Origin of the sequence: Pelagibacterium halotolerans B2 (genome assembly GCF_000230555.1) — a bacterium.
GTDB lineage: Bacteria > Pseudomonadota > Alphaproteobacteria > Rhizobiales > Devosiaceae > Pelagibacterium > Pelagibacterium halotolerans.
This window is the reverse complement of sequence record NC_016078.1, coordinates 1,932,520-1,956,335: the sequence shown is the minus strand read 5'-3', so window position 1 is coordinate 1,956,335 and position 23,816 is coordinate 1,932,520. Positions and strand designations below refer to the sequence as shown.

The 23,816-nt window shown below is 62.6% G+C and carries 24 protein-coding genes and 1 other RNA gene; 12 read left to right on the top strand and 13 right to left on the bottom strand.

Annotated elements, in window-relative coordinates:
* The first annotated feature begins 89 nt into the window (after window positions 1-89).
* Window positions 90-233 (top strand): hypothetical protein, encoded by a 144-nt coding sequence (locus KKY_RS20505; RefSeq protein WP_014131140.1) that lies wholly within the window; start codon window positions 90-92, stop codon window positions 231-233.
* 79 nt (window positions 234-312) lie between these two features.
* On the opposite strand, the gene KKY_RS09600 is transcribed toward KKY_RS20505, so the two are convergent.
* Entirely contained in the window at window positions 313-1,182 is an 870-nt protein-coding gene (locus tag KKY_RS09600) for a 50S ribosomal protein L11 methyltransferase (RefSeq protein WP_014131139.1), read from the bottom strand.
* Between the two features lie 225 nt (window positions 1,183-1,407).
* Between KKY_RS09600 and KKY_RS09595 the strand changes: the two genes are divergently transcribed.
* Both KKY_RS09595 and KKY_RS09590 read left to right on the top strand, forming a co-directional pair.
* Window positions 1,408-1,701 (top strand): putative quinol monooxygenase, encoded by a 294-nt coding sequence (locus tag KKY_RS09595; protein WP_014131138.1) that lies wholly within the window; start codon window positions 1,408-1,410, stop codon window positions 1,699-1,701.
* 30 nt (window positions 1,702-1,731) lie between these two features.
* Window positions 1,732-2,781 carry an AraC family transcriptional regulator gene (locus KKY_RS09590; RefSeq protein WP_014131137.1) on the top strand — a complete coding sequence of 350 codons (1,050 nt, stop codon included), beginning with the start codon at window positions 1,732-1,734 and terminating at the stop codon, window positions 2,779-2,781.
* 219 nt (window positions 2,782-3,000) lie between these two features.
* Here the strand turns inward: KKY_RS09590 and KKY_RS09585 are convergent, their stop codons facing one another.
* Window positions 3,001-3,816 (bottom strand): SDR family NAD(P)-dependent oxidoreductase, encoded by an 816-nt coding sequence (locus KKY_RS09585; protein WP_014131136.1) that lies wholly within the window; start codon window positions 3,814-3,816, stop codon window positions 3,001-3,003.
* A gap of 102 nt (window positions 3,817-3,918) precedes the next feature.
* Here KKY_RS09585 and KKY_RS09580 point away from each other — a divergent pair, with 102 nt between their 5' ends.
* Window positions 3,919-4,812 carry a LysR family transcriptional regulator gene (locus tag KKY_RS09580; RefSeq protein WP_014131135.1) on the top strand — a complete coding sequence of 298 codons (894 nt, stop codon included), beginning with the start codon at window positions 3,919-3,921 and terminating at the stop codon, window positions 4,810-4,812.
* Between the two features lie 163 nt (window positions 4,813-4,975).
* Here the strand turns inward: KKY_RS09580 and KKY_RS09575 are convergent, their stop codons facing one another.
* The 3 genes from KKY_RS09575 to KKY_RS09565 form a co-directional block, all read right to left on the bottom strand.
* Complete coding sequence (locus KKY_RS09575; protein ID WP_014131134.1) at window positions 4,976-5,677, bottom strand: HAD family hydrolase; 702 nt, start codon at window positions 5,675-5,677, stop codon at window positions 4,976-4,978.
* Between the two features lie 77 nt (window positions 5,678-5,754).
* On the bottom strand, window positions 5,755-6,687 hold the full coding sequence (locus tag KKY_RS09570; protein WP_014131133.1) for a GGDEF domain-containing protein: 933 nt from the start codon (window positions 6,685-6,687) through the stop codon (window positions 5,755-5,757).
* 65 nt (window positions 6,688-6,752) lie between these two features.
* Window positions 6,753-7,202 carry a MarR family winged helix-turn-helix transcriptional regulator gene (locus tag KKY_RS09565; RefSeq protein ID WP_014131132.1) on the bottom strand — a complete coding sequence of 150 codons (450 nt, stop codon included), beginning with the start codon at window positions 7,200-7,202 and terminating at the stop codon, window positions 6,753-6,755.
* 47 nt (window positions 7,203-7,249) lie between these two features.
* Between KKY_RS09565 and KKY_RS09560 the strand changes: the two genes are divergently transcribed.
* Window positions 7,250-8,020 (top strand): hypothetical protein, encoded by a 771-nt coding sequence (locus tag KKY_RS09560; RefSeq protein WP_014131131.1) that lies wholly within the window; start codon window positions 7,250-7,252, stop codon window positions 8,018-8,020.
* 5 nt (window positions 8,021-8,025) lie between these two features.
* On the opposite strand, the gene KKY_RS09555 is transcribed toward KKY_RS09560, so the two are convergent.
* A complete protein-coding gene (locus tag KKY_RS09555) occupies window positions 8,026-8,250 on the bottom strand; it encodes a DUF3072 domain-containing protein (RefSeq protein WP_014131130.1) in 225 nt (74 codons plus the stop codon).
* A 158-nt stretch (window positions 8,251-8,408) separates the two neighbouring features.
* Complete coding sequence (locus KKY_RS09550; protein ID WP_014131129.1) at window positions 8,409-10,733, bottom strand: ATP-dependent helicase; 2,325 nt, start codon at window positions 10,731-10,733, stop codon at window positions 8,409-8,411.
* Between the two features lie 152 nt (window positions 10,734-10,885).
* Here KKY_RS09550 and KKY_RS09545 point away from each other — a divergent pair, with 152 nt between their 5' ends.
* On the top strand, window positions 10,886-13,069 hold the full coding sequence (locus tag KKY_RS09545) for an esterase-like activity of phytase family protein (protein ID WP_014131128.1): 2,184 nt from the start codon (window positions 10,886-10,888) through the stop codon (window positions 13,067-13,069).
* A gap of 60 nt (window positions 13,070-13,129) precedes the next feature.
* Here KKY_RS09545 and KKY_RS09540 read toward each other — a convergent pair whose 3' ends face one another.
* The 3 genes from KKY_RS09540 to KKY_RS09530 all read right to left on the bottom strand — a co-directional run bounded on the left by KKY_RS09540 (window position 13,130) and on the right by KKY_RS09530 (window position 16,134).
* Window positions 13,130-13,687 (bottom strand): DUF308 domain-containing protein, encoded by a 558-nt coding sequence (locus tag KKY_RS09540; RefSeq protein ID WP_014131127.1) that lies wholly within the window; start codon window positions 13,685-13,687, stop codon window positions 13,130-13,132.
* Window positions 13,688-13,765: 78 nt separating this feature from the next.
* Complete coding sequence (locus KKY_RS09535; RefSeq protein WP_014131126.1) at window positions 13,766-14,344, bottom strand: TetR/AcrR family transcriptional regulator; 579 nt, start codon at window positions 14,342-14,344, stop codon at window positions 13,766-13,768.
* 143 nt (window positions 14,345-14,487) lie between these two features.
* Complete coding sequence (locus KKY_RS09530; RefSeq protein WP_014131125.1) at window positions 14,488-16,134, bottom strand: chloride channel protein; 1,647 nt, start codon at window positions 16,132-16,134, stop codon at window positions 14,488-14,490.
* A 163-nt stretch (window positions 16,135-16,297) separates the two neighbouring features.
* Here KKY_RS09530 and KKY_RS09525 point away from each other — a divergent pair, with 163 nt between their 5' ends.
* Window positions 16,298-19,963, top strand: a complete 3,666-nt coding sequence (locus KKY_RS09525; protein WP_014131123.1) for an AsmA family protein — start codon at window positions 16,298-16,300, stop codon at window positions 19,961-19,963.
* On the opposite strand, the gene KKY_RS09520 is transcribed toward KKY_RS09525, so the two are convergent.
* The 3 genes from KKY_RS09520 to ssrA form a co-directional block, all read right to left on the bottom strand.
* Window positions 19,946-20,158 (bottom strand): ribbon-helix-helix domain-containing protein, encoded by a 213-nt coding sequence (locus KKY_RS09520; RefSeq protein WP_014131122.1) that lies wholly within the window; start codon window positions 20,156-20,158, stop codon window positions 19,946-19,948. The two genes, KKY_RS09525 and KKY_RS09520, sit on opposite strands and share 18 nt — an antisense overlap.
* A gap of 6 nt (window positions 20,159-20,164) precedes the next feature.
* The gene (locus KKY_RS09515; RefSeq protein ID WP_014131121.1) at window positions 20,165-20,662 is read right to left on the bottom strand and encodes an SspB family protein; all 498 of its coding nucleotides are present in this window, start codon (window positions 20,660-20,662) and stop codon (window positions 20,165-20,167) included.
* Between the two features lie 69 nt (window positions 20,663-20,731).
* Window positions 20,732-21,088: a transfer-messenger RNA gene (ssrA, locus tag KKY_RS19980) on the bottom strand.
* Between the two features lie 52 nt (window positions 21,089-21,140).
* Between ssrA and relB the strand changes: the two genes are divergently transcribed.
* From relB to KKY_RS09490, 5 genes are all read left to right on the top strand, one after another.
* Window positions 21,141-21,368, top strand: coding sequence for a type II toxin-antitoxin system RelB family antitoxin (gene relB, locus KKY_RS09510; RefSeq protein ID WP_014131119.1), 228 nt, complete (start codon window positions 21,141-21,143; stop codon window positions 21,366-21,368).
* Window positions 21,352-21,618 (top strand): type II toxin-antitoxin system RelE family toxin, encoded by a 267-nt coding sequence (locus tag KKY_RS09505; RefSeq protein WP_041528679.1) that lies wholly within the window; start codon window positions 21,352-21,354, stop codon window positions 21,616-21,618. Before relB ends, KKY_RS09505 begins: the two co-directional genes overlap by 17 nt.
* Window positions 21,619-21,683: 65 nt before the next feature.
* Entirely contained in the window at window positions 21,684-22,478 is a 795-nt protein-coding gene (locus tag KKY_RS09500) for a thymidylate synthase (RefSeq protein WP_014131117.1), read from the top strand.
* Entirely contained in the window at window positions 22,475-23,458 is a 984-nt protein-coding gene (locus KKY_RS09495) for a DUF4424 domain-containing protein (RefSeq protein ID WP_014131116.1), read from the top strand. The genes KKY_RS09500 and KKY_RS09495 overlap by 4 nt, the downstream gene beginning before the upstream one ends.
* On the top strand, window positions 23,455-23,787 hold the full coding sequence (locus KKY_RS09490) for a MazG nucleotide pyrophosphohydrolase domain-containing protein (RefSeq protein WP_014131115.1): 333 nt from the start codon (window positions 23,455-23,457) through the stop codon (window positions 23,785-23,787). Before KKY_RS09495 ends, KKY_RS09490 begins: the two co-directional genes overlap by 4 nt.
* Window positions 23,788-23,816: the final 29 nt, after the last annotated feature.

Below are 23,816 nucleotides of genomic sequence, written 5' to 3'. Positions count from 1 at the left end.
CTTTGAGGTCTAACTAACAGAAGCGAATGGCTCTATCTATTGTCTCGAAGGCAAAGGTTACCCGAATTTGCCAAGCAAGGAGAGATGACATGGTTGAAGACAAGAGCTTCTTCCGCAAGGCACTGGATGCCATGATCGAAGCCCGCAGCCGTGAAGCGGCTCGTCAGGTCGATCGCTATACGCGGATTTACGGGTGTGACTTCGGCACGTCCAAGAAGGGCGCGGCCGAATAGAGTCGCATGGGGCTGATTTGCCCCTCAGCACTACCGTAAGCATGAGCCCCTACGGCCCGCCAGCCGCCGGGGCTTTTTGTTATGCTTTTTCAAGGATCAGGCTCGTCCAGTCCTTGCGGACGATACGATCCTTGAGCACCATGCCCTGGCGGTTATAGGCGGCGATGACGCGCTGCGCCTGGGTGTTGAGCAGGCCCGAGAGGATGATGGCGGCGCCGCGGTCGGCGATGCGGCCGATATCGGGGGAAAGTTCAACCAGTGGACCGGCCAGGATATTGGCGATTATGAGATCGTAGGGTGCGTTGCCCCGGATCGTCGTGTGATCGAGACCTGCGGCATCGACGGGGACGATCATGTGGCCGACGCCGTTCGAGCGGGCGTTTTCCTGGGTGATGCGGACGGCGAGGGGGTCTATGTCGGAGGCGATGACGGGGAGTTTGCGGCGTTTGGCGACGGCGATGGCGAGGATGCCGGTGCCGGTGCCGACGTCTATGGGGCGCATGGGTTTCTTGCGCTTGAGGACGCGCTCGATGGCTTCGAGACAGCCGGTTGTGGTTTCGTGGTGGCCGGTGCCGAAGGCCTGGGCGGCGTCGATGCGGATGGGGATCAGGCCGCGCGGCAGGGCGTCCGTCTCATGGCTGCCATAGACGTAGAATCCGCCGGCTGTCACGGGTTTTAGGCCCTCGAGCGAGCGTGACACCCAATCGGCATTTTCATCAATAGGATCAATGGCAAAGCCGACATCTCCGCCGAGAATTTCGCGGGCAAGAGCCTCGAAAGCGGTGATATCTGGCGGGCTGTCACAGGTGGCCTGGAATACCCATTCGCCGGTGTCCTCGTTCTCGTGGGCCGAGGCGGTGAGGGCCAGATCGTCGCGGTCCATCACGGCGTCGACAAGGGCATAGGCCTGGTCCTTTGTGAGCGGGGTGGAGATCTGATCCTGGGGCATTGGCGTCACTTTCGCTGGACTGGCGCGGGTTGTGAAACGGGCACACCGATAAGTCAACATTGGCCGTAAAAGCTATGGACTTGAGTGAAATTTCGTTCCATGTTTGTTCTAAATTGGAAAATATTGGAAACCCGTGAAAATTTGCCATTCGCGGCAGGGTAGGCGAGTGTTGTTCCCCCGGCGAGGTGAGGCACGCGTTCGCCCGTGCCGGGGACTGGAGGAAAGATGTATGGATTGATCGGACGGATGATCGCGACGGAGGGGCGGCGCGAGGAGTTGATGGCCATTCTCAAGGAAAGCGCCGGCGGGCGCATGCCGGGGTGCCATATTTATATCGTTGCGCGGTGCAAGGAGCACCCGGACGGAATCTGGGTAACCGAAGTGTGGGATAGTCCCGAAAGCCACAAGGCATCGCTGGAACTGACGGCGGTGCAGGATGCCATCGCCCAGGCGCGACCGTTGATCGCGGGGTTCGACAACAGGTTTGAGACCGAGCCGGTCGGCGGCATCGGGCTTTAGGTTTGCGAGGGTGCGGCCGGAACGGTTGCCTTGCCATCCCGCCCGATCGCCGCAGCACGAACCGAAGGGCCGGTGTTTCCGGCGGCGCCCATGGATCCCGGCTTTCGCCGGGAAAGCGAAGGGGAGGCGGGCGCTACAGGTATTTCGACCGCCCGGGCGAAAAGCGCAAGCGCGGTCAAGCCGGGGGCTGGCGGTTGGCGCAATGGTGGGGCGGTAAAGGCATCAAGGGATATGTCCGTGCGGTTCGTGGGCAAGGTGATCTGGTATATCGAGAGCAATTTCCGCAAAGGGGTTGGGCTCGATGAAATCGCCGCAGCCTGCGGAGTGTCGCGGTTTCATATGTGCCGCGGCTTTGCAGCGGCAACCGGATATCCGGTCATCGACTATCTGCGGGGCCGGCGGTTGACCGAAGCGGCAAGGCAACTCGCGGCGGGTGCGCCCAGCATACTCGATGTGGCGCTCGAAGCGGGATACGGGTCCCACGAAGCCTTTACCCGTGCCTTTCGCGACCGGTTCGGCGTAACGCCCGAGACGGTGCGGGATGGAGGCGCGGTGGATCAAACCCTGCTTGTGGAGCCCATCAGAATGGACAGAGCAAACGAAACGATAATCGAACTGGAAGAACCGCGGCGCGAGCGGAGCGGACCGCTGACCATCGTCGGGTTGAGCCGGCGGTACAAATATCGCGAGGTGGGCGGCATTCCCGCGCAATGGGTGGAGTTCCAACCCTTCGAGGGCACGCTGGGGGAGCGCAAGGGCCTCTGGTATGGCGTGTGCGACGGGTTCGACGAGGCCGAGGGGACTTTTCGCTATACCTGCGGTGTTGCCGTCGAGCAGCCCGGTGATGTGCCCGCCGAACTTGACGTCATCAAGCTGGCCGCCCGATCCTACCTCGCCTTTGCGCACAAGAGGCATATTTCGGAATTGCGGCACACGATGAATGCCATCTGGAGCCGGTATATGCCCGCCAGCGCCGATACCCCCGACGGCGATGCACCGATGTTCGAGCTTTACGACGAAAAGTTCGACCCCAGGACCGGGCATGGCGGGCTGGAAATCTGGATTCCGATCAAGGGGTAAGGCGCGGGTTTTGAACCGATGCTACCGATTGGAGTGCCCGATCGGAGCCGGGGCGATGGTGGGAGAATGCAGTGGCAATCCTCCATCGTCGCGCCCGGCGCCGTGCCCGGAACCGGCTCTTTTCGGTCCGGCCCCGACCGTTCTGTCGGAGCTTCGGTTGGGCGGCGCGAGGGTCACTGCCGCGGACCGAGCAATCACCACCGGATTCGGTCTGTCGTATCATCCGCGCTCGGCTGACCGGGTGATCTCCTGCCGCAATTGGTCGACCTTGGCACCGGCCCACTGCCTGGCGTCGTCGCCGAATACGAGCCGTGACGGTACCTCGCCCTGTGAAGCAAGAGCCACGATCCGTGCGGCGAGCAGCTTCGGATCGCCCGGCTGGTTGCCGTTCGCCCCGTCCACGAACGCGCGATACTGCGCGATCGCCTCTGCATAGTCTGGAATGTCGATGCTGCCGAAGCGCGCCGACTTGCGGTCCATGAACTCAGTGCGCAGCATCCCCGGCTCGACCAGGAGAGAGCGGACGCCCATCGGTGCCAGCTCCTGGGCAAAGCCCTCCATCCATCCTTCGACGGCAAATTTCGACGCGGAGTAGACCGCGCCCCCGCCGTTGGAGACCAGCCCGCTGACCGACGAGATGGTGACGATGAGGCCAGAGCGACGCTGCCGCATGTGGGGGGCGACCGCGCGCGCGACATTCATCGTACCGAACAGGTTGACCTCGAACTGACGCCGCACCGCGGCATCGGTGAAGGTCTCGAAGAAACCCAACTCGGCATAGCCGGCATTGTTGACCAGCACGTCGATCGCACCGAACCGCTCGACGGTCTCGGCGGCGACCGAGGTCGCGGCCCGGGCGTCGGTGATATCGAGCGCGAGGGCGTGCAGGCGGTGGTGTTCGCCCGCGAAGGCATCGCGCACCGCGTCGGCGGACCGCGCCGTTGCCACTACCGTTTCGCCCGCATCGAGCGCCGCGCGCGCGATCTCGCGTCCAAGCCCCCGGCTTGCGCCCGTCACCAACCAAACCTTGCTCATCGCCTGTTCCTCGCTTCTTTCACTGGTCCTGACTAGTTAGTTCTGCTAATTGATCAAAACAATGGCCTAATCAGTAATAGGCTCCAGTAGCGGGGATCATCAATGCGTCCGGACCAGCTCGGCGACCTCGCCGTTTTCGCAGCGATCGCTTCCGACCAAAGCTTCACGCGTGCCGCGAGGCGGCTCGGGGTCACGCAGTCGGCGTTGAGTCAAACCATGAAGCGGCTGGAGGGCCAGCTCGGTTTTCGCCTTCTCTCCCGCACGACGCGCAGCGTCGCCCCGACCGCTGCCGGCGAACGCCTGCTCGCCACCCTGTCGCCGGCACTGGCCGGGCTGGACGACGAGATCGAGGCGCTGTCCCAGGCGCGTGGGGCAGCGATTGGTACCGTCCGGATCACGACGGGCAAGCACGCCGCCGACACGGTGCTGTGGCCGATGCTGCCGGCTTTCATGCGCCGCCACCCCGGCATCGAGGTGCAGGTGTGCGTGGAGGATGGGATGACGGACGTGGTTGCGGGCCGCTACGATGCGGGTGTTCGGCTGGGCGAGCGGCTGGAAAAGGACATGATCGCGCTTCCGATAGGGCCCCCGCTTCGCGTCGCGGTGGTGGCCGCTCCCAGCTATCTGCGCGACCATCCAGCTCCAATAAAGCCCGCCGACCTCACGGCGCATCGGTGCATTGCCTACTGCGACGCGCATGGCGATCTGTCTCCGTGGTCGTTCGAGCGCGACGGCCATGCGGTGACGGTCACGCCAGGCCGCGGGCCGGTGTTCAACGACGGCGACCTGCTGGTGGCCGCCGCCCTCGAGGGCTTCGGCATCCTCTACATTCTGGACGATCTGGTGGCGGCGCCGATTGCCGATGGCCGGCTCATTCGCCTGCTGGAGCCGTGGTGCGAGCCGTTCGCCGGCTACCATCTCTATTACCCCGATCGGAAGGGGACGACGGCGTTCGAGCTGTTCAAGGAGGAGCTTCGAGCACGCAGGGCCGTATAAAGGCCGGCTCGGCGTCGGAATTCGAACTCGATCATTGCGGGACCGCTCACTGGGTAAGCCTTAGAGCCGTTCAGGATTTGATAGAATCAAATCCCCGGCTCTAAACCTTTGTTTTGTCGCGTGTCCGAACCGCAAAACCGTTTCCACTTCTGCTGGACACGCTCTAGCCCTTGAGGCGTTCGATCAGAGGCCGGAGCTCTGCCAGCGTTTCAATTTTGGTGAAGCGGGGGACGTTGCCCGGTTCCTCGGCGCGCTCGTAGTCCCAGGTGAGTTCGTGGGGGACGTAGGTGCCCCAGCCGCCCGCTTCGATGGCGGGGAGGACGTCCGAGCGCAGGGAATTTCCCACCATCATGGCGCGGTCGGGGCCGTCGCCGTGGCGGGCGAAGGCGGTGGCGTAGGTTGAGGGGGATTTGTCGGAGACGATCTCGACGGCGTTGAAAAAATCGCCAAGGCCCGACTGGGCCAGCTTGCGCTCCTGATCGAACAGGTCGCCCTTGGTGATCAGCACCAGGGTGTGGCTGGCGGTGAGGGCTTCGAGCGTCTCGTGGACGTGGGGCAGGGTGTTGACCGGATGACTGAGCATTTCGCGGCCGGCGGCGACGATGCGGCCGATGGTGTCGCCGGGCACCTTGCCATCGGTGATCTCGATGGCGGTCTCGATCATTGAGAGGGTGAACCCCTTTATGCCGAAACCGTAATGGGCAAGGTTGCGCTTTTCAGCTTCGAGCAGGCGCGAGGCGAGGATTTCAGGCTCGGCATAATCAGCCAGCAATTCGGAAAAATGGGCTTCGGTGAGCCGGAAGAAGTGCTCGTTTTCCCAAAGCGTGTCGTCGGCATCAAAGCCGATTGTTGTGAGGGTGCTCATGGGTGTTGTTTGCCACGTTCCGGGCGGGAACGGTAGGGGGCAGGCGCTGCTTTCGATGACCGGATAGCGGTTTGGCGTCAGGCCCAAACGCGCGGGGCGGAGGCGGCTTTCTTGGCGGCGTAGAGCTGCCGATCGGCCGTGAGGAACAATTGGTTGGGGTCGAGTTCGGCGGTGCGCGAGGTGAAGGCGATGCCGACCGAGGCGCCGATGGGCAGCAGATCGCCGTTCCAGGGGACGGGGCCGAGAAGGCCTTGAGTCAACACGCGCAGGTCGCGTTCGACCGTCGCTGGCGAGCCGACCGGCGGAAGTAGGACCGCAAATTCGTCGCCGCCGATGCGCGAGACCAGAATTGCCTGCGGGAAGGCCCGCCGCAAACGCCTGCCGAACGCGACAAGGCAGGCATCGCCGGCGGCGTGGCCCCAGCGGTCGTTGATCTGCTTGAAGCCGTCGAGATCGAACAGGATGAGCGCGCCGACGCGAACGGGGGCCGGCTCGTCGGCGGGGTTATCGAGGAAACGCTGGAACCGGGCACGGTTGGCAATTCCGGTCAGGGGGTCGCATTCGGCCAGCGCGCGCAGGACCTCCCAGCGGGCCCGGTCCTCGGTTATATCCTGCTTCATGCCGTAAAGGGTTTCGGCCCGGCCGTTGACGCTGCGCACGGCGGCGTTGATCCGTATCCAGCGCTCCGTGCCGTCGGGGCGGATTATGTTTGCATCGAGCGAAAAGGCGGAACAGGTCGCGATGGCGTGCGAGCGCCTGCGGCCCAGCAATTCGCGGGACGCCTCGGTGTACATTTCCACCGCGATCTGGCGCTCGGGCGCGCGCGTTCCCGACAGGCCGAACATGTCGAACACGCCGCCGGTCCAACTCAGCGCTTCGCTGGAGAGATCGCACGAGAACGCGCCCATGGGAACGATCGATGCCGCCTGTTCGTAAAGGCCCAGCGCGTCGGTTTCCCGATTGCGTCCGGCGGTCGGAAGGGCAGGTTCGTGCAAAAGTATGTTCTTCATCGATGCCGTTCCCGGCCGCTCCCCAAATTCGCCTCCAGCTTGGCATCGGCGGGTAAAGGTTGCGTTTAGCTCAAGGGGTCGTTTTCGCCCAGAATGTTGGCGGTCATCTTTTGCAGCACGGCATTGGCCCGCGCGATCTCGTCGGCCGAGAGGCCCTTGGTGGCCTGGGCGATGAAATCGCCCACAATGGCGGTCAGGGGGGCTTCGAGGGCCCGGCCCTTCGGGCCGAGATCGACAAGGACCGAGCGGCGATCATTGGGCGCGGGGGTGCGCTCGAGCAGGCCCTTTGCCACCATGGAATCGACGAGGCGGGTGACGGTCGTCCGGTCACGCAATGAGACGGCAGCCAACTGACCCATCGACTGGGGCGCGTTGGGCCAGAGCAGCATGAGCATCGCCCATTCCTCGGCCGTTATGGCATAGCCCGCGGCCTTGAAGCGCTGCTGCACTTCGGCGCGAATGAGAAACGACAATCGATTGACCCAATGGGGCGTGGCGGCTTGATAGTCGAACATTTGTGTGTATATTACACTATATGTAATTAGCACGCAAAGGTGCGTTCATGAATGAAGGCATCGAAACGGGTTCTCTCACTGTCGTCGGGAAAACCGGACGGTTTCCAAAGATTGCGCTGATCGAGCCCAATGGGCATGGTTATATCGTCTTTGCGCTTGAAGTCGATCACAGCCCGTTTCCGTTTTATCTCACGAACAGCGCGGGCAAGCGGCGGCTGTTGGCCGATCTCAAGGCGTTGGCGGCAGAAATCGGGGTTCTGGAAGGCGTGCGGGAGGCTGTCGTGTTCAAGGCGCTAGTCGTGCCGCCGGGGGAAGGCCGCTATAAAAAGTCCCGTCCCGACGTGGCGCAGGCCCGGTTCGACGTGGTGGTCCTGATCGAAACCGATACGCCGGAAAGGGCGCGGGGGTTGCTCTCCAGTTCAGCATTCGGCGCGCTGGAAGCGTGCGGACGCGCGGGCGCAAAGCGGGCGGAGCTGATCGTGGGCCACAATGTGCGGCGGATCGGGCCGGTCGACCACCGGCGCGACGGGGTGTTCCTTTTCAACTATTTTCTTGCCGAGAGCCCGGAGCGAAACCTAGCGGTTTGGGAATATACCGCGGGGTGGTTTGCCGACCAGACGGGGCTGGACAATTCGACGGTAATTCTGCCGGACGCGGGGCACTCGGGTGGGCTGACGCTGATCAACCATTGCCGCTGGGACCGGTTGGGCGACGTGCTGCCCAGCCTTTTGTTCAAGCGCTCGTTCCGCGATTATGTGCTGGCCAATTTCGACGCCAATCGCACCGCGCCCATGCCGGTGCTCTACAGGCTGGCGTGACCGCGCTATCCGTCGAGCTTGCGTTTGAGCAGCTTGATGCGGTTGGCCGCTTCGAGGCTGGAGAGGTCGTCGTCATAGGCGTCGGGTTCTTCGGCGCGCTGGGCGAGGCAGAGCAGTTCGGCGGCCTGGGACGCTGTCATGGGGCCTTCACCGGAATCGTAATCTTCATGATCGTTGATGCGGAAGGCATCGGGATTTGCCGTGGCGATACCGGGATGAAGGTCTGACATGGGGGCGCTCCGCTGGGCTGAAGTGTATGCAGACAAAACACTTTGCGTGGCCCGGCGGTTCCGCGTGTTGATCGATGTCAAAGAGAAATCGTGGTGTCGCCACAATTGGCTGAGGCGGTGAGGAAGCGGACGGGGGTGATTGCCGCGCGGCAAGGCAATCACCCCCGCTTCACGAAACTATCCAACACCTTTTTCGGCCCGGCCTTTTCGAAATCGATCGAGAGCTTGTTGCCTTCGGCGGCGGTGACGGTGCCGTAGCCGAATTTCAAATGGAAGACGCGTTCGCCCACGCCATAGGCGGCCGAGGGGCCCGAGGAGCGGGCGACGAGGTCGCCGTCTATGGTGACAGGGCCGGGGCCCTTGCGGGCCGATTGCTGGCGCTGGGCGCGCTGCCAGCCGGGGGTTTCATAGACGCTTTCGAAGGGGTCGCGGTTATCGAACCGGGTGGTGGCGCGGCCGCCATAGGTGTAGCCGCCATATGAGGAGCCGGTATCTGTGACTTCGACGACCTGGGCGGGGAGTTCGTCGAGGAAGCGCGAGGGGATGGCGGATTGCCAGAGCCCGTGGATGCGGCGGTTCTGGGCCAGGGAAATGCGGCAGCGCTTTCGGGCGCGGGTGATGCCGACATAGGCGAGGCGCCGTTCTTCCTCGAGGCCGGCGAGGCCGGATTCGTCGAGGGCGCGCTGGTGGGGGAACAGGCCTTCTTCCCAGCCGGGGAGAAAGACGGTGTTGAATTCGAGGCCCTTGGCCGAGTGCAGGGTCATGATCGAAACCGCATCGCCGCCTTCGCCGGAATCGCGGTCCATGACCAGCGCGATGTGTTCGAGAAAGCCGCCGAGATTTTCGAACTCCTCCATGGAGCGGATGAGTTCTTTCAGGTTTTCCAGCCGGCCGGGGGCGTCGGCGGATTTGTCGTTCTGCCACATGCCGGTGTAGCCGGATTCATCGAGAATCTGTTCGGCCAGTTCGTGATGGGGAATGATGCGCAGTCGGTCGGCCCAATCGTCGATCTGGCGGACCAGTTCGCGGAAGGTCGAGCGCTGTTTTGGCTTTAATTCCTCGGTCTCGATCAACTCGCGGATGGCGGCCAGCAGCGGGATTTGGGCGGCGCGGGCGGTGTCGTGGACGATCTGCAGGGTGGCATCGCCAAGCCCGCGCTTGGGGACGTTGACGATGCGTTCGAGGGCGAGATCGTCGGCGGGCTGGGCGACGATGCGCAAATAGGCCAGCGCGTCGCGGATTTCCTTGCGCTCGTAAAAGCGCGGGCCGCCGATGACGCGGTAGTTCAGCCCTAACGTGATGAAGCGTTCTTCGAATTCGCGCATCTGGAACGAGGCGCGCACGAGGATGGCCATATCGTCGAGCGGATCGCCCTGACGCTGGTATTGTTCGATCTCCTCGCCGATCTGGCGGGCCTCTTCTTCCGAGTCCCAGACTGAGGTTACCGAGAGTTTCTCACCTTCTTCGCCAACATCGGTCTGGAGCGTCTTGCCCAGGCGGGACTCATTGTTGGCGATCAGGTGCGAGGCGGCGGAGAGGATGTTTGAGGTCGAGCGGTAATTGCGCTCGAGCTTGATGATCTTTGCGCCGGGGAAATCCTTTTCGAAGCGCAGGATGTTGTCGACCTCGGCGCCGCGCCAGCCATAGATCGACTGGTCGTCATCGCCGACGACACAGATGTTCGAGCTGTTCACTCCATCGCGGGACTGGGCGAGGAGGCGGAGCCACATATATTGGGCGGTGTTGGAATCCTGGTATTCGTCGACCAGCATGTAGCGGAAGCGGTCGTGATATTGGGCGAGGACTTCGGGGTTTTCCTTGAACAGGCGAATGCCTTCGAGGAGAAGATCGCCGAAATCAGCGGCGTTCAATGTTTTCAGCCGCGCCTGATAATCCTTGTAGATCTTCTGGCCCTTGCCATTGGCAAAGAACCCGGCGTCGGCGGGGGAGATGTCCTTGGGGAGCAGGCCACGGTTTTTCCAGCCATCCATCATGGAAGCGAACTGACGGGCCGGCCAGCGCTTTTCGTCGATGTTTTCGGCGGCGAGCAATTGCTTAATGAGGCGAATCTGGTCGTCGGTGTCCAAAATCGTGAAATCGGGGCGCAGGCCGACCAGTTCGGCGTGGCGGCGGAGCAGGCGGGCGCCGATGGAGTGGAAGGTGCCGAGCCATGGCATGCCCTCGACCGATGCGCCGACCAGCTTGCCGATGCGCTCCTTCATCTCGCGGGCGGCCTTGTTGGTGAAGGTCACGGCGAGGATCTGGTTGCCACGGGCCTTTCGCGTGGCAAGGATGTGAGCGATGCGGGTGGTCAGGACGCGGGTTTTTCCAGTGCCGGCGCCGGCGAGGACGAGGAGGGGGCCTTCGGTGGTTTCCACCGCCTCGCGCTGTTCGGCGTTGAGGCCGGCAAGGTAAGCCGGCTCGCGTGCGGCGAACTGGGAGGTGATGGGGCCTTGCGGACGATGGGGCGGGGCGGCTGACATACGGGCTTGACGAATCTCTTTTTGTTCTCCTGCGCAGTATATAGGTCCGATGACGGCAAAAGTATATGCACAGGCCAGTTTGCCGCTGTCACAGAAGTGTTGTCGAGCGGGCCTATCACCCCGGCGTGATTTTCACGCATCAGGGGATTGCAATGACCAAATCGACTTTACTCGCGGCACTCGCTGCCGGGCTGCTCGCCAGCGCGGCCATGCCGGCGCAGGCAGCGTTCTTCAACCGTATCGCCAGCTTTCCGGTCGCAGAAAATGCGCCCGATGCCGAAGTGACATCCTCGGAAATCATATCGGCCTCGGAAGACGGGATGACGCTGGTCTATTCCGACAGCCCCGGTGGTGGGATCGGGTTCGTCGACATCACCGATCCGGCCGCTCCTGTCGCTGCCGGATACGTCGCCATGGACGGTGAGCCGACTTCGGTCGTCGTGATTGGCGAGTACGCCTTTGCCGGGGTCAACACTTCGGAGAGCTTCGTGGCGCCTTCGGGCCACGTCGCCGTCATCGACATGGCCAGCAAGGAAATCGTTGCGACCTGCGAGGTTTCGGGCCAGCCCGACTCCGTTGCCAAATCGCCCGACGGCACGCTTTTGGCCGTGGCGATCGAGAACGAGCGCGACGAAGACCTCAATGACGGGGAAATCCCGCAGCTTCCCGCCGGGAACGTGACGCTGTTTTCGACCAGCGATCAAGGGCTCGATTGTGACTCGATGATCGAAGTCGACGTGACCGGCCTGGCCGACATCGCGCCGAGCGATCCCGAGCCCGAGTTCACCGATTTCAACGAGAACAACGAACTGGTCGTCTCCATGCAGGAGAACAACCACTTCGTGATTATCGACGGCAATTCGGGCGAGGTGATCAATCATTTTTCGGCAGGATCGACCGATCTGGCGGGCATCGACACCGAAGACGACGGCGTGCTCTCGTTCACCGGGAGCCAGGATGCGCGCCTGCGGGAGCCGGACGCCGTCAAATGGATCGACGCCGACCATTTCGTTGCCTCGAACGAGGGCGACTACAATGGCGGGTCGCGCGGTTTTACCATCTATAACAAGGATGGCTCGGAAGTATACGAATCCGGCGTGTCCATGGAATATGTGACCGCGAGCCTGGGGCACTATCCCGAAGGGCGCTCGGACAACAAGGGCATCGAACCCGAAGGCATGGAAGTGGCGACATTCGGCGATGACACGCTGATCTTTGTCATGCAGGAGCGGTCCTCGCTGATCGCCATCTACCGCACCACCGACGGTGAACCCGAATATATCCAGTCCATCCCCTCGGGCATGGGGCCGGAAAGCGCCGTGGCGATCCCCGAGCGCAACATCATCGCGACGGCCAATGAAGAAGACCTGCGTGAAGACGGGCTTGCCGGTTCGCACGTCATGATCTTTGCGTATGAGGACGTCGATGCGCCCGATTATCCCCAGATCATGTCGGCTATAAACGACGATGGCACCCCGATCGGTTGGGTTGCGCTTTCGGGTCTGGTTGCCGATGCCGACGAAGCGGGCATGCTCTATGCGGTCAATGACAGCTATCTTTCGATCATGCCGACCATCTATACGATCGATGCGACGCAGACCCCGGCGATGATTACCGAGGCAACGCTTGTCACCCGCGATGGTGAAGCAGCCGAAGCGCTGGACCTCGAAGGCATCACGCTCGACGGTGAAGGCGGGTTCTGGCTCGCTTCTGAAGGCCGGACCGACCGCGACATTCCGCATATGCTTTATCGGGTGGATGCCGAGGGTGCGATCGTCGAGGAAGTGTCGTTCCCCGACTCGCTGCTGGCCAATGAAATCCGCTTCGGTTCGGAAGGCGTGAGCTCGGTGGGGACTGGCGAGGACATGGTGCTCTGGATCGCCATTCAGCGCGAATGGGGCGATGACGAAGCGGGTATGACCAAGCTGGTTTCCTACGAGCCCTCCACGGGCGAGTGGGGTGCCGTGCACTATCCGCTGGAAACGCCGGCTGAAGGCGCCTGGGTGGGTCTCTCGGAAATCACCATCCATGGCGATTACGCCTATATCGTCGAACGCGACAACCAGATCGCGGCAAACGCGCAGCTTAAAAAACTCTACCGCGTGCCGGTTTCCGAACTGGTCGGTGCCGAGATCGGCGGCGAATTGCCGGTGGTCAGCAAGGAAGAAGTCCGCGATTTCATTCCCGACCTTCAAGCGCTCAACGGCTATGTGCTCGACAAGGTCGAAGGCTTTGCCATCGATGCGGACGGCATCGGCTGGGTCGTGACCGACAATGACGGCGTGGACGACAGCTCGGGCGAGACCAATTTCTGGTCGATCGGGGCCGTGGAATAAGCCTTCGGGTCAGAAGGTGGTGAAGGGGCCGGGCCGTAGGGTTCGGCCCCTTTTTCGCAGTCAGGCCGCCTTGGCCGTTTTCTTCACAAAAAACAGGGAAGCGGCAGATGCCAGGAAGAATATTGCGCCGAACACAGCGTATCCGGCAACGACCTGCGCCAGTGCTGGAACGTCCTGTTGCGCCTGGAGGATGAAAAATGCTCCAGCCAGCGCCGATTGCCCGCCGCTGAGGGTCATTGCCCATTGGGCACCGGAAGACTTCCAGCGTCGGATTGCCGTTCCGAGTTGAAGCAAGCCCGACAGGATGGCCCAAGTTCCGAACACGGCGAGGACGGCACCCGAGCTGACCTGGAGAGCCGCCAGGATCGCTACGGCTGCAACGATACTTACAAGGAGGTTGAGGGCCTGAGTGCGATTCCTTTTCAAGCCACCGCTTTGAGCCGCGTCGAGATAATTGGCTGCGGCATCCCAGGCCGGATAAAGAACCAGCAATGCGGCGCCAAGCAGGGGGATCTGCTGTCCGATGGTCAGTAAGGAGGCGGCCCAGATCAAAGAAAAGGCCGCTCGGCTGGCATAGTAAGTTTTGAGCCAGCGCTGTGGGGGGAAATCGAGAGTCATTTGGGATTGTGGGGTCATTGTTCTATCTACTAGTTGGTAGGTTTGGAGTAAATTCAACAGGCCGATGGAGGTTTCAGGTCATCTGGAAAGATGGTCCAGCAAGGCTGTGGCAATCATGCCAAACAGCTTTGGATCGCCACTGACGCGCGCCGACAACATCCCGCCATGGACGGTTGCCATAAAGACCTCCGCTTCTTTCGAGGGGGTGTTTGAAAGCCGGAAAACGCCTTGCTCGGCGCCGCGTGCGAGCGCCGAACACAGCCATTGCGACAAGGTTTCAAAGTGAAGGCGTACCTCAGTAGCGATTTCGGGAGGGAGTTTTGGCAACTCGCTTGCCAGAAGTGCGCAGATGCAGATCGGTGCTGTTCCGTCTGACAGGCAAGTCTGCCAATAGCCAAGATACTGCGACAATTGACGGCGAGGGTCCGGGGAGGACTTTTCCAATGCCGCGAAACCGCTTCGTGCGTCTTCGCGATAATGGAGGACCAGCGAGCGGACGAGGTCAACCTTGCTTGGAAAATGATGATGAATGCTTGCCTTGCGAATGCCAACCACTTCGGCAATGTCAGCATAGCTGAATCCATTGTATCCCCCCGCCATGATCAGGGTCCGGGTGCAATCAAGAATGTCTGCGGCGGTGGAGGAGAGTTTTGTCATAATTGTTGTCTACCTATCAGTAGGTAGTCTGTCAAGAGTGCAGTTTTGATCTGACCAATCCCAGGATCTATCGCGATCGCGTCGATCCGAAAGCGGCCAATCCCAGAACTCGGCCGAGGACAAACTGCGGTTGGCGGCTGTGCTTAACTGTGCTCTTCGCGCGAATGGGCCACCAGGGCCTTGTTGAAGCTCGAAAGGGCGTCGACGTGGTGGGCGTGGCCGATGATGGCATTGGTCCTGGTTTCGATGACGGGGAGGTGGGAGACCTCGCTGGCGTCGAAGGCCTTGAGGGCGGATTCGAGGGTTTCGGTGGGGCGCAGCCAGGGGGCGCCCGAGGCGATGTCGAAGCTGTTGTCTTCGCCTTCGGGGAGGGGGCGCAGAAAATCGCGGACGCGGATGAACTGGGCGGCGTGTTTGTGCGGGCCTTCTTCGAGCATGATGCCGCGCGTATAGAGCTGCCAATGGAAATAGGACCGGCCCATGACGGCCTGGCACAGGCCCGTGGCGATGCCGACGGCGAGCAGCAGGGCGATGGAGAAAAAGGCAAACCCGCCGGTCAACTCGAAAATCATGACGGCGGTGGAGATCGGCGCGCCGAGCACGGCTGCGGCGACGGCGCCCATGCCGATCAGGGCGTAAAGCCCGACCGAGGAGGCGACATCGGGGAAGACCGAAGTGGCGATGATGCCGAAAGCGCCGCCGGTCATGGCGCCGAGATAGAGGCAAGGCGAAAAGACGCCGCCGCCGGCGCGCGAGGAGAGCGTTATGGTGGTCGCGACGGTCTTTGCAACGATCAGGGCCAGCATGAGCCAGAGGTCGAGCGAGCCGGCCAGCGCCATGTCGGTGGCTTCATAGCCGACCCCCAGCACATGGGGGAAGGCGAGGGCGATCAGCCCGACCAGCAATCCACCGATGGCCGGGCGAACCCAGACGGGGATGCCCGAGCGCTTGGACAGCCAGTCGCCACCGATCAATGCTGTCTGGAACAGGATTGCGACGGCGGCGCAGACGAGGCCCAGAAGGGCGAAAGCGGGGATTTCGAGATAGGACGAAATGGTGATGGCACCGGGATCAATGACGAAGGCGGGCGCCTCGCCGAACCACAGGCGCGAGATGATGGCGGCGACGACTGAGGCGATGACCAGGGGTACGAAGGCACTCATGGCGAAATGGCCCAGGATCACCTCATGGGCGAACAACACCCCGGCAATCGGTGCGTTGAACGAGGAGGAAATTGCTGCGGCCACACCGCAGGCCAGGGCGATGCGGCGCGCGGCGGCGGGCAGGCGGAAGATGCGGAAACCCAGTTTCGACGCGGCGGCGGCGTAATAGACGATGGGGCCTTCCCGCCCGCCGCTGCCGCCCGAACCGAGCGTGATGGCGGTGACCAGCGTGGCGACAGTGGCGCCGCGGAAGGTGAGGGACGAAGATTCGCGCACGCGTGCTTCGATGACGTCTGCGACCCCGCCGGCGCGGCCCAGCGGGCGCCAGAAATAAAGGATGACACCGACGACGATGCCGCCGCCGAGGGGGCCGATCATCGGCCACCACCAGGGGAGCGTTGCAAGCGTGGTGATGACCTGTTCGCTGGTGGTGCCCAGCCAGATCCATTGGACATAGCCGATGGCGAGGCGGAAGGCGATGCCGAGCGCGCCGCCGATCAGGCCGAGCAGGATGGCGAGGAGCCAGAGGCGGGGCTGTTGCAGGGCGAAAAAGCTCGCAAGATGCGGGCGGACCCAGCGCTGGGTGACGAAATAGATCTGCTTGGCCGTCTTGATCGGCGTCGTCATGGGATTTCCGCTGCTCGGGCGTGCAGCCCGGTTTAAGACGGTGGGGACATTGTCGCAAGGGAGAGGTGCCGCATCGGCGATTTTCGCCGCCATCGGACGGAAAACACTGAAACTTTTGGCGATCGCACTGGAATGACCGTGACGCGGCGGGGGGATATGCCTAATGTTCCCGCTGAATCGGGGAAAGGACGCCAACGGCTTGGCCAATCGCATCTACATCGCCATCGGATTGATCGCGATCCTGTTGCTGGGGGGCGCCTTCGTCGTTCCCTGGTTCATCGACTGGAACGCCTACAAGCCGCGCATGGAACAGATGGCGGCCGAGGCGCTGGGGGTCGAGGTCGAGATTGCGGGGGATATGGATTTTACCCTGCTGCCGCAACCGCGCATGCATTTCGAGAATGCACGGCTGGGGCCGGCCGACGCACCGGTGGGATCGGCGCGGCTGGTCGAGGCCGATCTTTCGCTCATGGATTTCCTGCGTGACAGGTTCACCGTTACCCAATTGCGGTTGATCGAACCCGAACTCAATCTGGTGATCGATGAAGAGGGGCAATTGCAGACGCCGATCACGCTGGCGCAATCGGCGAGCGTCACCAATGTGTCGATTGCCGATGCGCGGCTGACCGATGGCGTGGTGCGGCTCACCGATCTGCGCAGCGGGGAGAGCTGGCAGGCGGAGAGATTTAACGGCGACATGGCGCTGACGGGCGTTCGCGGGCCGTTCGCCCTCCAGGGGCAGGCCGTCCATGACGGCGCTGGCTATGGCGTGCGGGTTTCGACATCGGCGATGAATGCGGCGGGTCAGATGCAGGTCAGCGCCTTTGTGCGACCGTCCAGCGGGGCCTTTTCGGTGACGGCCGAGGGGTTGCTGGAAACCGGGGGCGCGCCGAGCCTTACGGGCACGCTGGCGTACCGGCAGGCGGCCCCGGCCGACCAGGGCGAGGCGGTTGTCGGGGGCATGACGCTGGAAAGCCCGCTTGTCGCCGACGCCGAGCGGATCGAGCTTTCCGAATTCGTGCTGCTTCCCGACGAGAACCAGACGGCCACGCGGCTGACCGGGCAAGCGCGTTTGAGCCTTGGGGCGGAGCCGGCGTTCGAGGCTACGGTTTCGGGCGGCGTGGTTGCGCTCCAGCCACGGGCGGTGACAGACGAGGGGACCCAGCCGTTTGAAATCGTCCGGCTGTTGCGCGGCATGCCCGAACCCTTGATGCCGCCCCTGCCGGGGCGGGTTGCCATGTCGATCAACGAGTTTTCCGTCCGCGGCATGGCGGTGCGCGACGTGCGACTGGACGCCACGAGCGACGGCGATAGCTGGACGATCGAGGAATTTTCGGGGCGGCTGTCGGGGGATACGACGCTCAAACTGACCGGGCAATTGGGCCGGGCGGCGGGATGGCCGGCGTTCGAGGGCACGCTGTCGATGGCCTCGCCGCGGCTCGATGCGCTCTCGTTGCTGTGGCGGCGGGCCGGGGACGACAATCCCCTGTTCGGCATGGGTGGCTCGCTGAACGGGCGGCTGCAATTGGTCAATGACAGGCTGCGGTTCAGCGACGGGTTGCTGGTGCTCGACGAGACAGTCCATACGGTATCGGGCGACATGCGCTTCGGGGATACACCTTCGCTCAATGTGACGGCGGGGCTATCAGCGCTCGATGGGCGCCAAAGCACTGCGCTTCTGGCCCTGCTGCCGCCGATCGATCCGGCCGGCGCGTTCGGGCTGAGTTTCCCGCAGGGGCGGCTCGACCTCGATGTGGAGGCGGCGCGGCTTTCGGGGATGGCGCTGCGTGAGCTTTCCCTGCGTTCGGCGTGGAGCGCGGAAGGGCTGGAACTGGAAAGCCTTGCTCTAGGATCGTATGGCGGGGGCGGATTCGAAGGCGCCGGGCGGCTGTCGGGAACGCTGGCGGCGCCGGTGATCGCCGGCGAGGGCGAAATGGATATCGCTTCGAATGCCCCGGCCATCGGGCTGCTAGCGGGCGAGGACAATCCTTTGCGCCAGGGCCTTTTGGGGAGCCTTCCCGCGCACGTTTCGGTGGCGCTCGAAGCGCCCGGACGCGAGGGCGTACAATCCCTGAGACTGGAGGGCAGGGCCGGGGCCGCCGATATATCGGGCCGGCTGGAAATGACCGGGGGCATCACGGGCCTCGGGCGTGAAAATCTGGTCGTGGTGCTCGAAGCGGCGGCCGAGTCCGGCAGCGCTTTGCTCGACCAGTTGGGCCTGGCGCCGCTTATCGCCGGGGAGGACGGGGCGATTGCCAGTGCGCGGTTGGAGGGCAATCCGCGCGGCAATATGGATGCGGAATTCTCGCTCGAAGGCGGCGGGGAGCGGATCGATTTTTCCGGAACGCTGGTGTTGTCCGACCTGTCATCGATCCGGGGGGAGGGCCAGACGTCTTTCCTGTTTGCCGATGGGGTTGCGCTGGCCGAATTGGCCGAGGCCCAGGGTATCTGGTTTCCAGGACTGGAGGGGCAGGCCAATATCGGCTTTGTGGGCGATCAGAGCGTGACGCTTTCGGATATTTCGGCTTTTGCCGCCGAGCGGGCGATTACGGGAACGCTATCCTATGCCGCCCAACGGGATACGGCGGTCGTGACGGGGGCGCTGGGGTTCGATGGGCTCGATATTGAAACCGTGGCGGCGATGCTGGCGGGGCCGGCCGGCGTGCTGAACCTTTCGCCCGGCATGTGGCCGGATGGCCCGATCGATCTGGGGGCGAACCAGCGGGCGACGCGGGGGCGGATCGCCATTACGGCGCCGGTGCTGATGGCGGGCGAGGAGCGACTGATCGAGGCGCTGGCGTTCGACTATACCTGGGGCGAAGAGGATGTGGGGCTGCGCGGCCTGTTCGGCGAGTTCGGCGGCGGCACGATCCAGCTCGATGCGACGGTGTGCTGCACGTCGGCGCTTGCCGACAAGAATTTGAGCGGGCGGCTGACGCTCAACGGCGTTGCGATCGATGCCGCGCTGCCCGATACGCCGGCGGACGTGCTGGGCGGCACGCTCACACTTGGCCTGCAATTCCAGGGGAGCGGTGACAGCTATCGGGCTTTCGCCGGTTCTCTGAACGGGGAAGGCAGTTTTTCGGTGGAAGATCTGCGGATCGAGGGGCTATCGCCGGACGCCTTCCAGGCGGCGGCCAATGTGGACAATCTTATCGAAATCGAACCCGAGGCACTGGAAATTCTCGTCGCGACGGCGCTCCAGTCCGGGCCGTTCGAGAGCCAGGACGCGGGCGGGCTTGTCCGGTTGATCGGCGGCGCGGCGCGGATCGCCAACATCGCCATAAATGGCGGCGACGCGCGGCTGGTGGGCGGGGGGAGCCTCGATGTGGAAACCGCCGCGCTTGAAGCGGACTGGACGCTGGCCCTGACGCGGGTTTTGGCCGGCAACGGGCTGATTACCGAAACCACGGGGCGGATCGGGGTCGGAATCGAGGGAACGCTGCTTGCGCCCGAGCGGAGTCTCGATCTGGGACCGATGGTCGATGCCATCCAGATGCGGGCCTATGAAATAGAACTCGATGAACTCGAAGCGTTGCGGGCCGAGCAGGAGGCGCGTCAGCGCGCGGCCGCAGAAGAACAGGCGCGGCTGATGGAAGAAGAGGCGCGACGGCAGGCCGAATTGCTGTTGCAGGAGCAACAGGAAGAGGCCGAACGCCTGCGTATCGAGGAACAGCAACGCCAGTTGGAGGAACTGGAAAACCAGTTGCTGGCGCCCGGTCAGGTGTCGCCGGAGCCGGAAGAGGAGGGGGCTCAAAACCCCAGCTCTTCGTTTCTGGTGCTGCCGCCGGGCTCTCTGGAGCTTCAGTCGCTAAGCACGGGCCGCTGAGCGGAACCAGGCCAACACGAAGACCCGGATGGCCGAGGACAGATTTGGGTCCTCGCGCGTTTCATCGATCTCGGCGATCAGATTGGGCAGCGAAACCTTGCGCGCATCGGCAATGGATTGAAGCGCCTCCCAGAAGGGCGGCTCAAGCGCGATGGAGGTGCGGTGGCCGGCGATGGTCAGCGAGCGCTTGCGCACTGCACATTATTTCTTGCGGAAGGAATCGAGGCTGACGACCTTTTCGCCGCTCTCTTCGGCAGTGGGTTCGTCGGTATCGCTCATATCGGCGGTCTCTTCGCCTTCAGCCTCATCGGGGTCCGCGACGACGCGCGGGCCGGACTGAACCTCGGCGACCTCGAATTGAAGGCCGAACTGGACCGAGGGGTCGAAAAAGCCCTTGATGGCCGAAAAGGGAATGAGCAGGGTTTCGTTGACCCCGTCAAACGAGAGGCCCACTTCAAAGCCGGTTTCGGAGACTTTGAGGTCCCAATACTGGTTCTGGAGAACGATGGTCATTTCCTTGTCGTATTGCGAGATCAGCTTCTGGCTCAGGCGCACGCCTGGGGCCTGCGTGACGAAGGAAATGAAGAAGTGATGATCGCCGGGCAGTCCGGTGCGGGCAACTTCGCTCAACACCTTCCGTACGACGCCGCGCAGGGCTTCCTGGGCCAAAATGTCGTAGCGGATGTGGTCTTGTGCCATTTACGGCGGCTCCCTAAGCGATTCTCGTTTGGCCCATAACAGCCTGAATTTGCGCGGGGGTTCAAGAGAAATGCAGGCTTCTGTTGCCAGGTGCCTGCGGACCCCGCCTATGCCCGGCTAGGAGCGTAGGACTTCAATTCCCAGTTCTCGCACCGCTTAAGCGGCGAGAGCGACCGGAGCCTTATTGTTGTCATTAGCAACTATAAGTTTTAGTCCGATAACGGTGGTACCATGCCGAGCGAAAACACACCCTTTACGCCCTCGTCGATCCTGTTTCGCCCCCATAAGTCTCTGTAAACAGAGAGTTTTTGGTGGAGGCGCCGGGTACTGCCCCCGGGTCCGATGGGTTTATTACGATGGCAATTTATCGCCATAGCCGTTGCCGGCACGCTCAATATAGGGGCCATGAGCCGCGAGGGGAAGAGGGTGGACACCATTCTTTGTCCACACCATATTGGTTTTCGATTGGAGCACGCCCATGTCCGTAACCATCGATTTGTCGCCCGAACTGGAAGCGCGCTTGAAGGCGCTGGCCGCGGAAACGGGAGAGCCGCTGGATAAGCTCCTGCAATTGAGCCTCGAACACGGACTCGAAGATCTCGAAGACTATCACGCCGCACTGGCCGCTATGCGGCGGATAGAAAGCGGCGAAAGTGAAATCATTTCCGCCGAAGAAATGGAGCGGCGGCTTGGCCTGGACGGTTAAGTACGGTTCTGGCGTCGAAAAACAACTCCGCAAGCTGGGCCAAGAGCCTCAACGCCGCATCCGACGGCATATGGAAAGTGTCGTCGCCCGGCTCGACGATCCACGTCAGGCGGGTTCGGCGTTGATGGGACAATTGAGTGGCTATTGGCGTTATCGGATCGGCGACTATCGCGTCCTTTGTCGGATCATTGATGGAGAACTGCTGGTTCTGGTCGTCGAGGTCGGCCATCGGCGTGAGGTTTATCGCTGAAAGCTGTGAATGATGCGGGTTGGAGCCGCGTCCCGATTGGCTAGAATCAGTGTAGCTTTACCTCCATGAAGCAGTATCTCGATCTTTTGCGCCATGTGATGGAAAACGGGGTGGACCGGGCCGACAGGACCGGGACGGGGACGCGTTCGGTCTTCGGCTACCAGATGCGGTTCGACCTCAACGAGGGGTTTCCGCTGCTGACGACGAAAAAACTCCATATCCGCTCCATCGTTTATGAGCTGCTCTGGTTCCTGCGCGGGGATACCAATGTGCGCTGGCTGCAGGAGCGCGGGGTCAAGATCTGGGACGAATGGGCCGACGAGAACGGCGATCTGGGGCCGGTCTATGGCAGCCAGTGGCGAAGCTGGCCGGCGCCGGATGGACGCCATATCGACCAGATCGCCAACCTTATCGAACAGATCAAGACCAGGCCGGATTCGCGGCGTCACATCGTTTCCGCCTGGAATCCGGCGGACGTCGACGATATGGCGCTGCCGCCCTGCCACTGCCTGTTCCAGTTCTATGTGGCTGAGGGTAAACTTTCCTGCCAGCTCTATCAGCGGTCGGCGGACATCTTTCTGGGCGTGCCCTTCAACATCGCCTCTTATGCGCTCCTGACCCACATGATTGCCGAGGTGACCGGGCTTGGCGTGGGCGATTTCGTCCATACGCTGGGTGACGCGCATATCTATCACAACCATTTCGAGCAGACCCAGACACAGTTGGCACGCTCGCCCAAGCCGCTTCCGACGCTTGCGATCAGGCCGGGGCGCGGTTCGATCTTCGATTTCGAGTTCGAGGATTTCGAGATCACGGGGTACGATCCCGATCCGCATATCAAGGCACAGGTGGCGGTATGAAATCATGGGCGATCGGGGCAATGGCTTTGGGGCTGGCGTTCCCGGCCCATGGAAACGACACGATGGCGACCGTTGGGGTCGGGGGGCTGCAATTTTCGCAGAACGAGAATGTGCGCATGCTCAGCGAAGACCTCTATCTATCCATGGACGAGGTCCGGGTCGCCTATGAATTCGAGAACCTCACCGATACCGATCAGCACGTTCTGATTGCCTTTCCGATGCCGGACATCTCAAGTTCGCCCTACCAGATGGCGGGCTTTCCGACCGACGATCCGGAAAATGTCTTCGGTTTTTCGACGACGTTGCAAGGACAGCCGGTCGAGGCGGAACTGCACCAGTCGGTTTTCGCGCTCGGGGTGGATCGGACCAAGGAGCTGCAAAAGCTGGGACTACCGCTGGCGCCGCATCTGCTCTCCACCGAGGATGCCGTCAACGCGCTGCCAGAGGCGGACAAGCAATTGCTGGTGAGTATCGGTGCGCTTGGGCCCTATCCCTATGACGATGCGGGGCGATATTCGCCCGCGTGGACGCTGAAATCGGCCTATCTGTGGGAATCGGTGTTTCCGGCTGGCGAGATCGTCGATGTGACGCATCGCTACACACCCGGGCTGGGCGGGACAGTGGCGGCGACGTTCATCGATCCCGAATACGGCCAGCGGGAGGAATATGAGGAAAAATACTGCCTCGAGGACAATCTGGTATCTGCCGTCGAGCGCACGCTGACCAACCCGGACGAGCCGTGGTCGGCGCCGTTCACCGAGGCGTGGCTGACCTATATCCTGTCTTCGGGCGCCAATTGGGCGCATTCGATCGGAACGTTCCGGCTGACAGTGGACAAGGGCAGCGCGGACAATTTCGTCTCGTTCTGTGGCGAGGGGGTTACCAAGACCGGGCCCACGACATTTGAGATGGTGCAGGAAGATTTCTATCCCTGGCAGGATATCGAGGTGCTGTTCGTGGTACGGAGGGACGACTTTTGAAGCCGGACAAGGATGCTGCGCAGGCGCAGCTTGCGGCGCTGACGCGCGCGGTGGGGCAGGTTTCGGACACTTATGCCACGCGGTGCGATATCGACAGGGATCGCGACTGGGCGGCGCTGAAACTCTCCGAGGAGACCGGAGAACTGGTGGCGGCCTTTCTCAAGACAACCGGGCGTGGACGGCGCGCGGGCGAATCCGAAGATGGGTTGCGCCAGGCGCTCGAGGACGAGGCGGCGGACGTGCTGGCCATGCTGCTGATCTTTGCCAAGCAGAACGGCATCGACCTGACCGCGGCGCTCGAGCGCAAGTGGTTCAGATATCTAACGTAGGCACTTTGCCTCGCGCGGTCCCTGGCGGG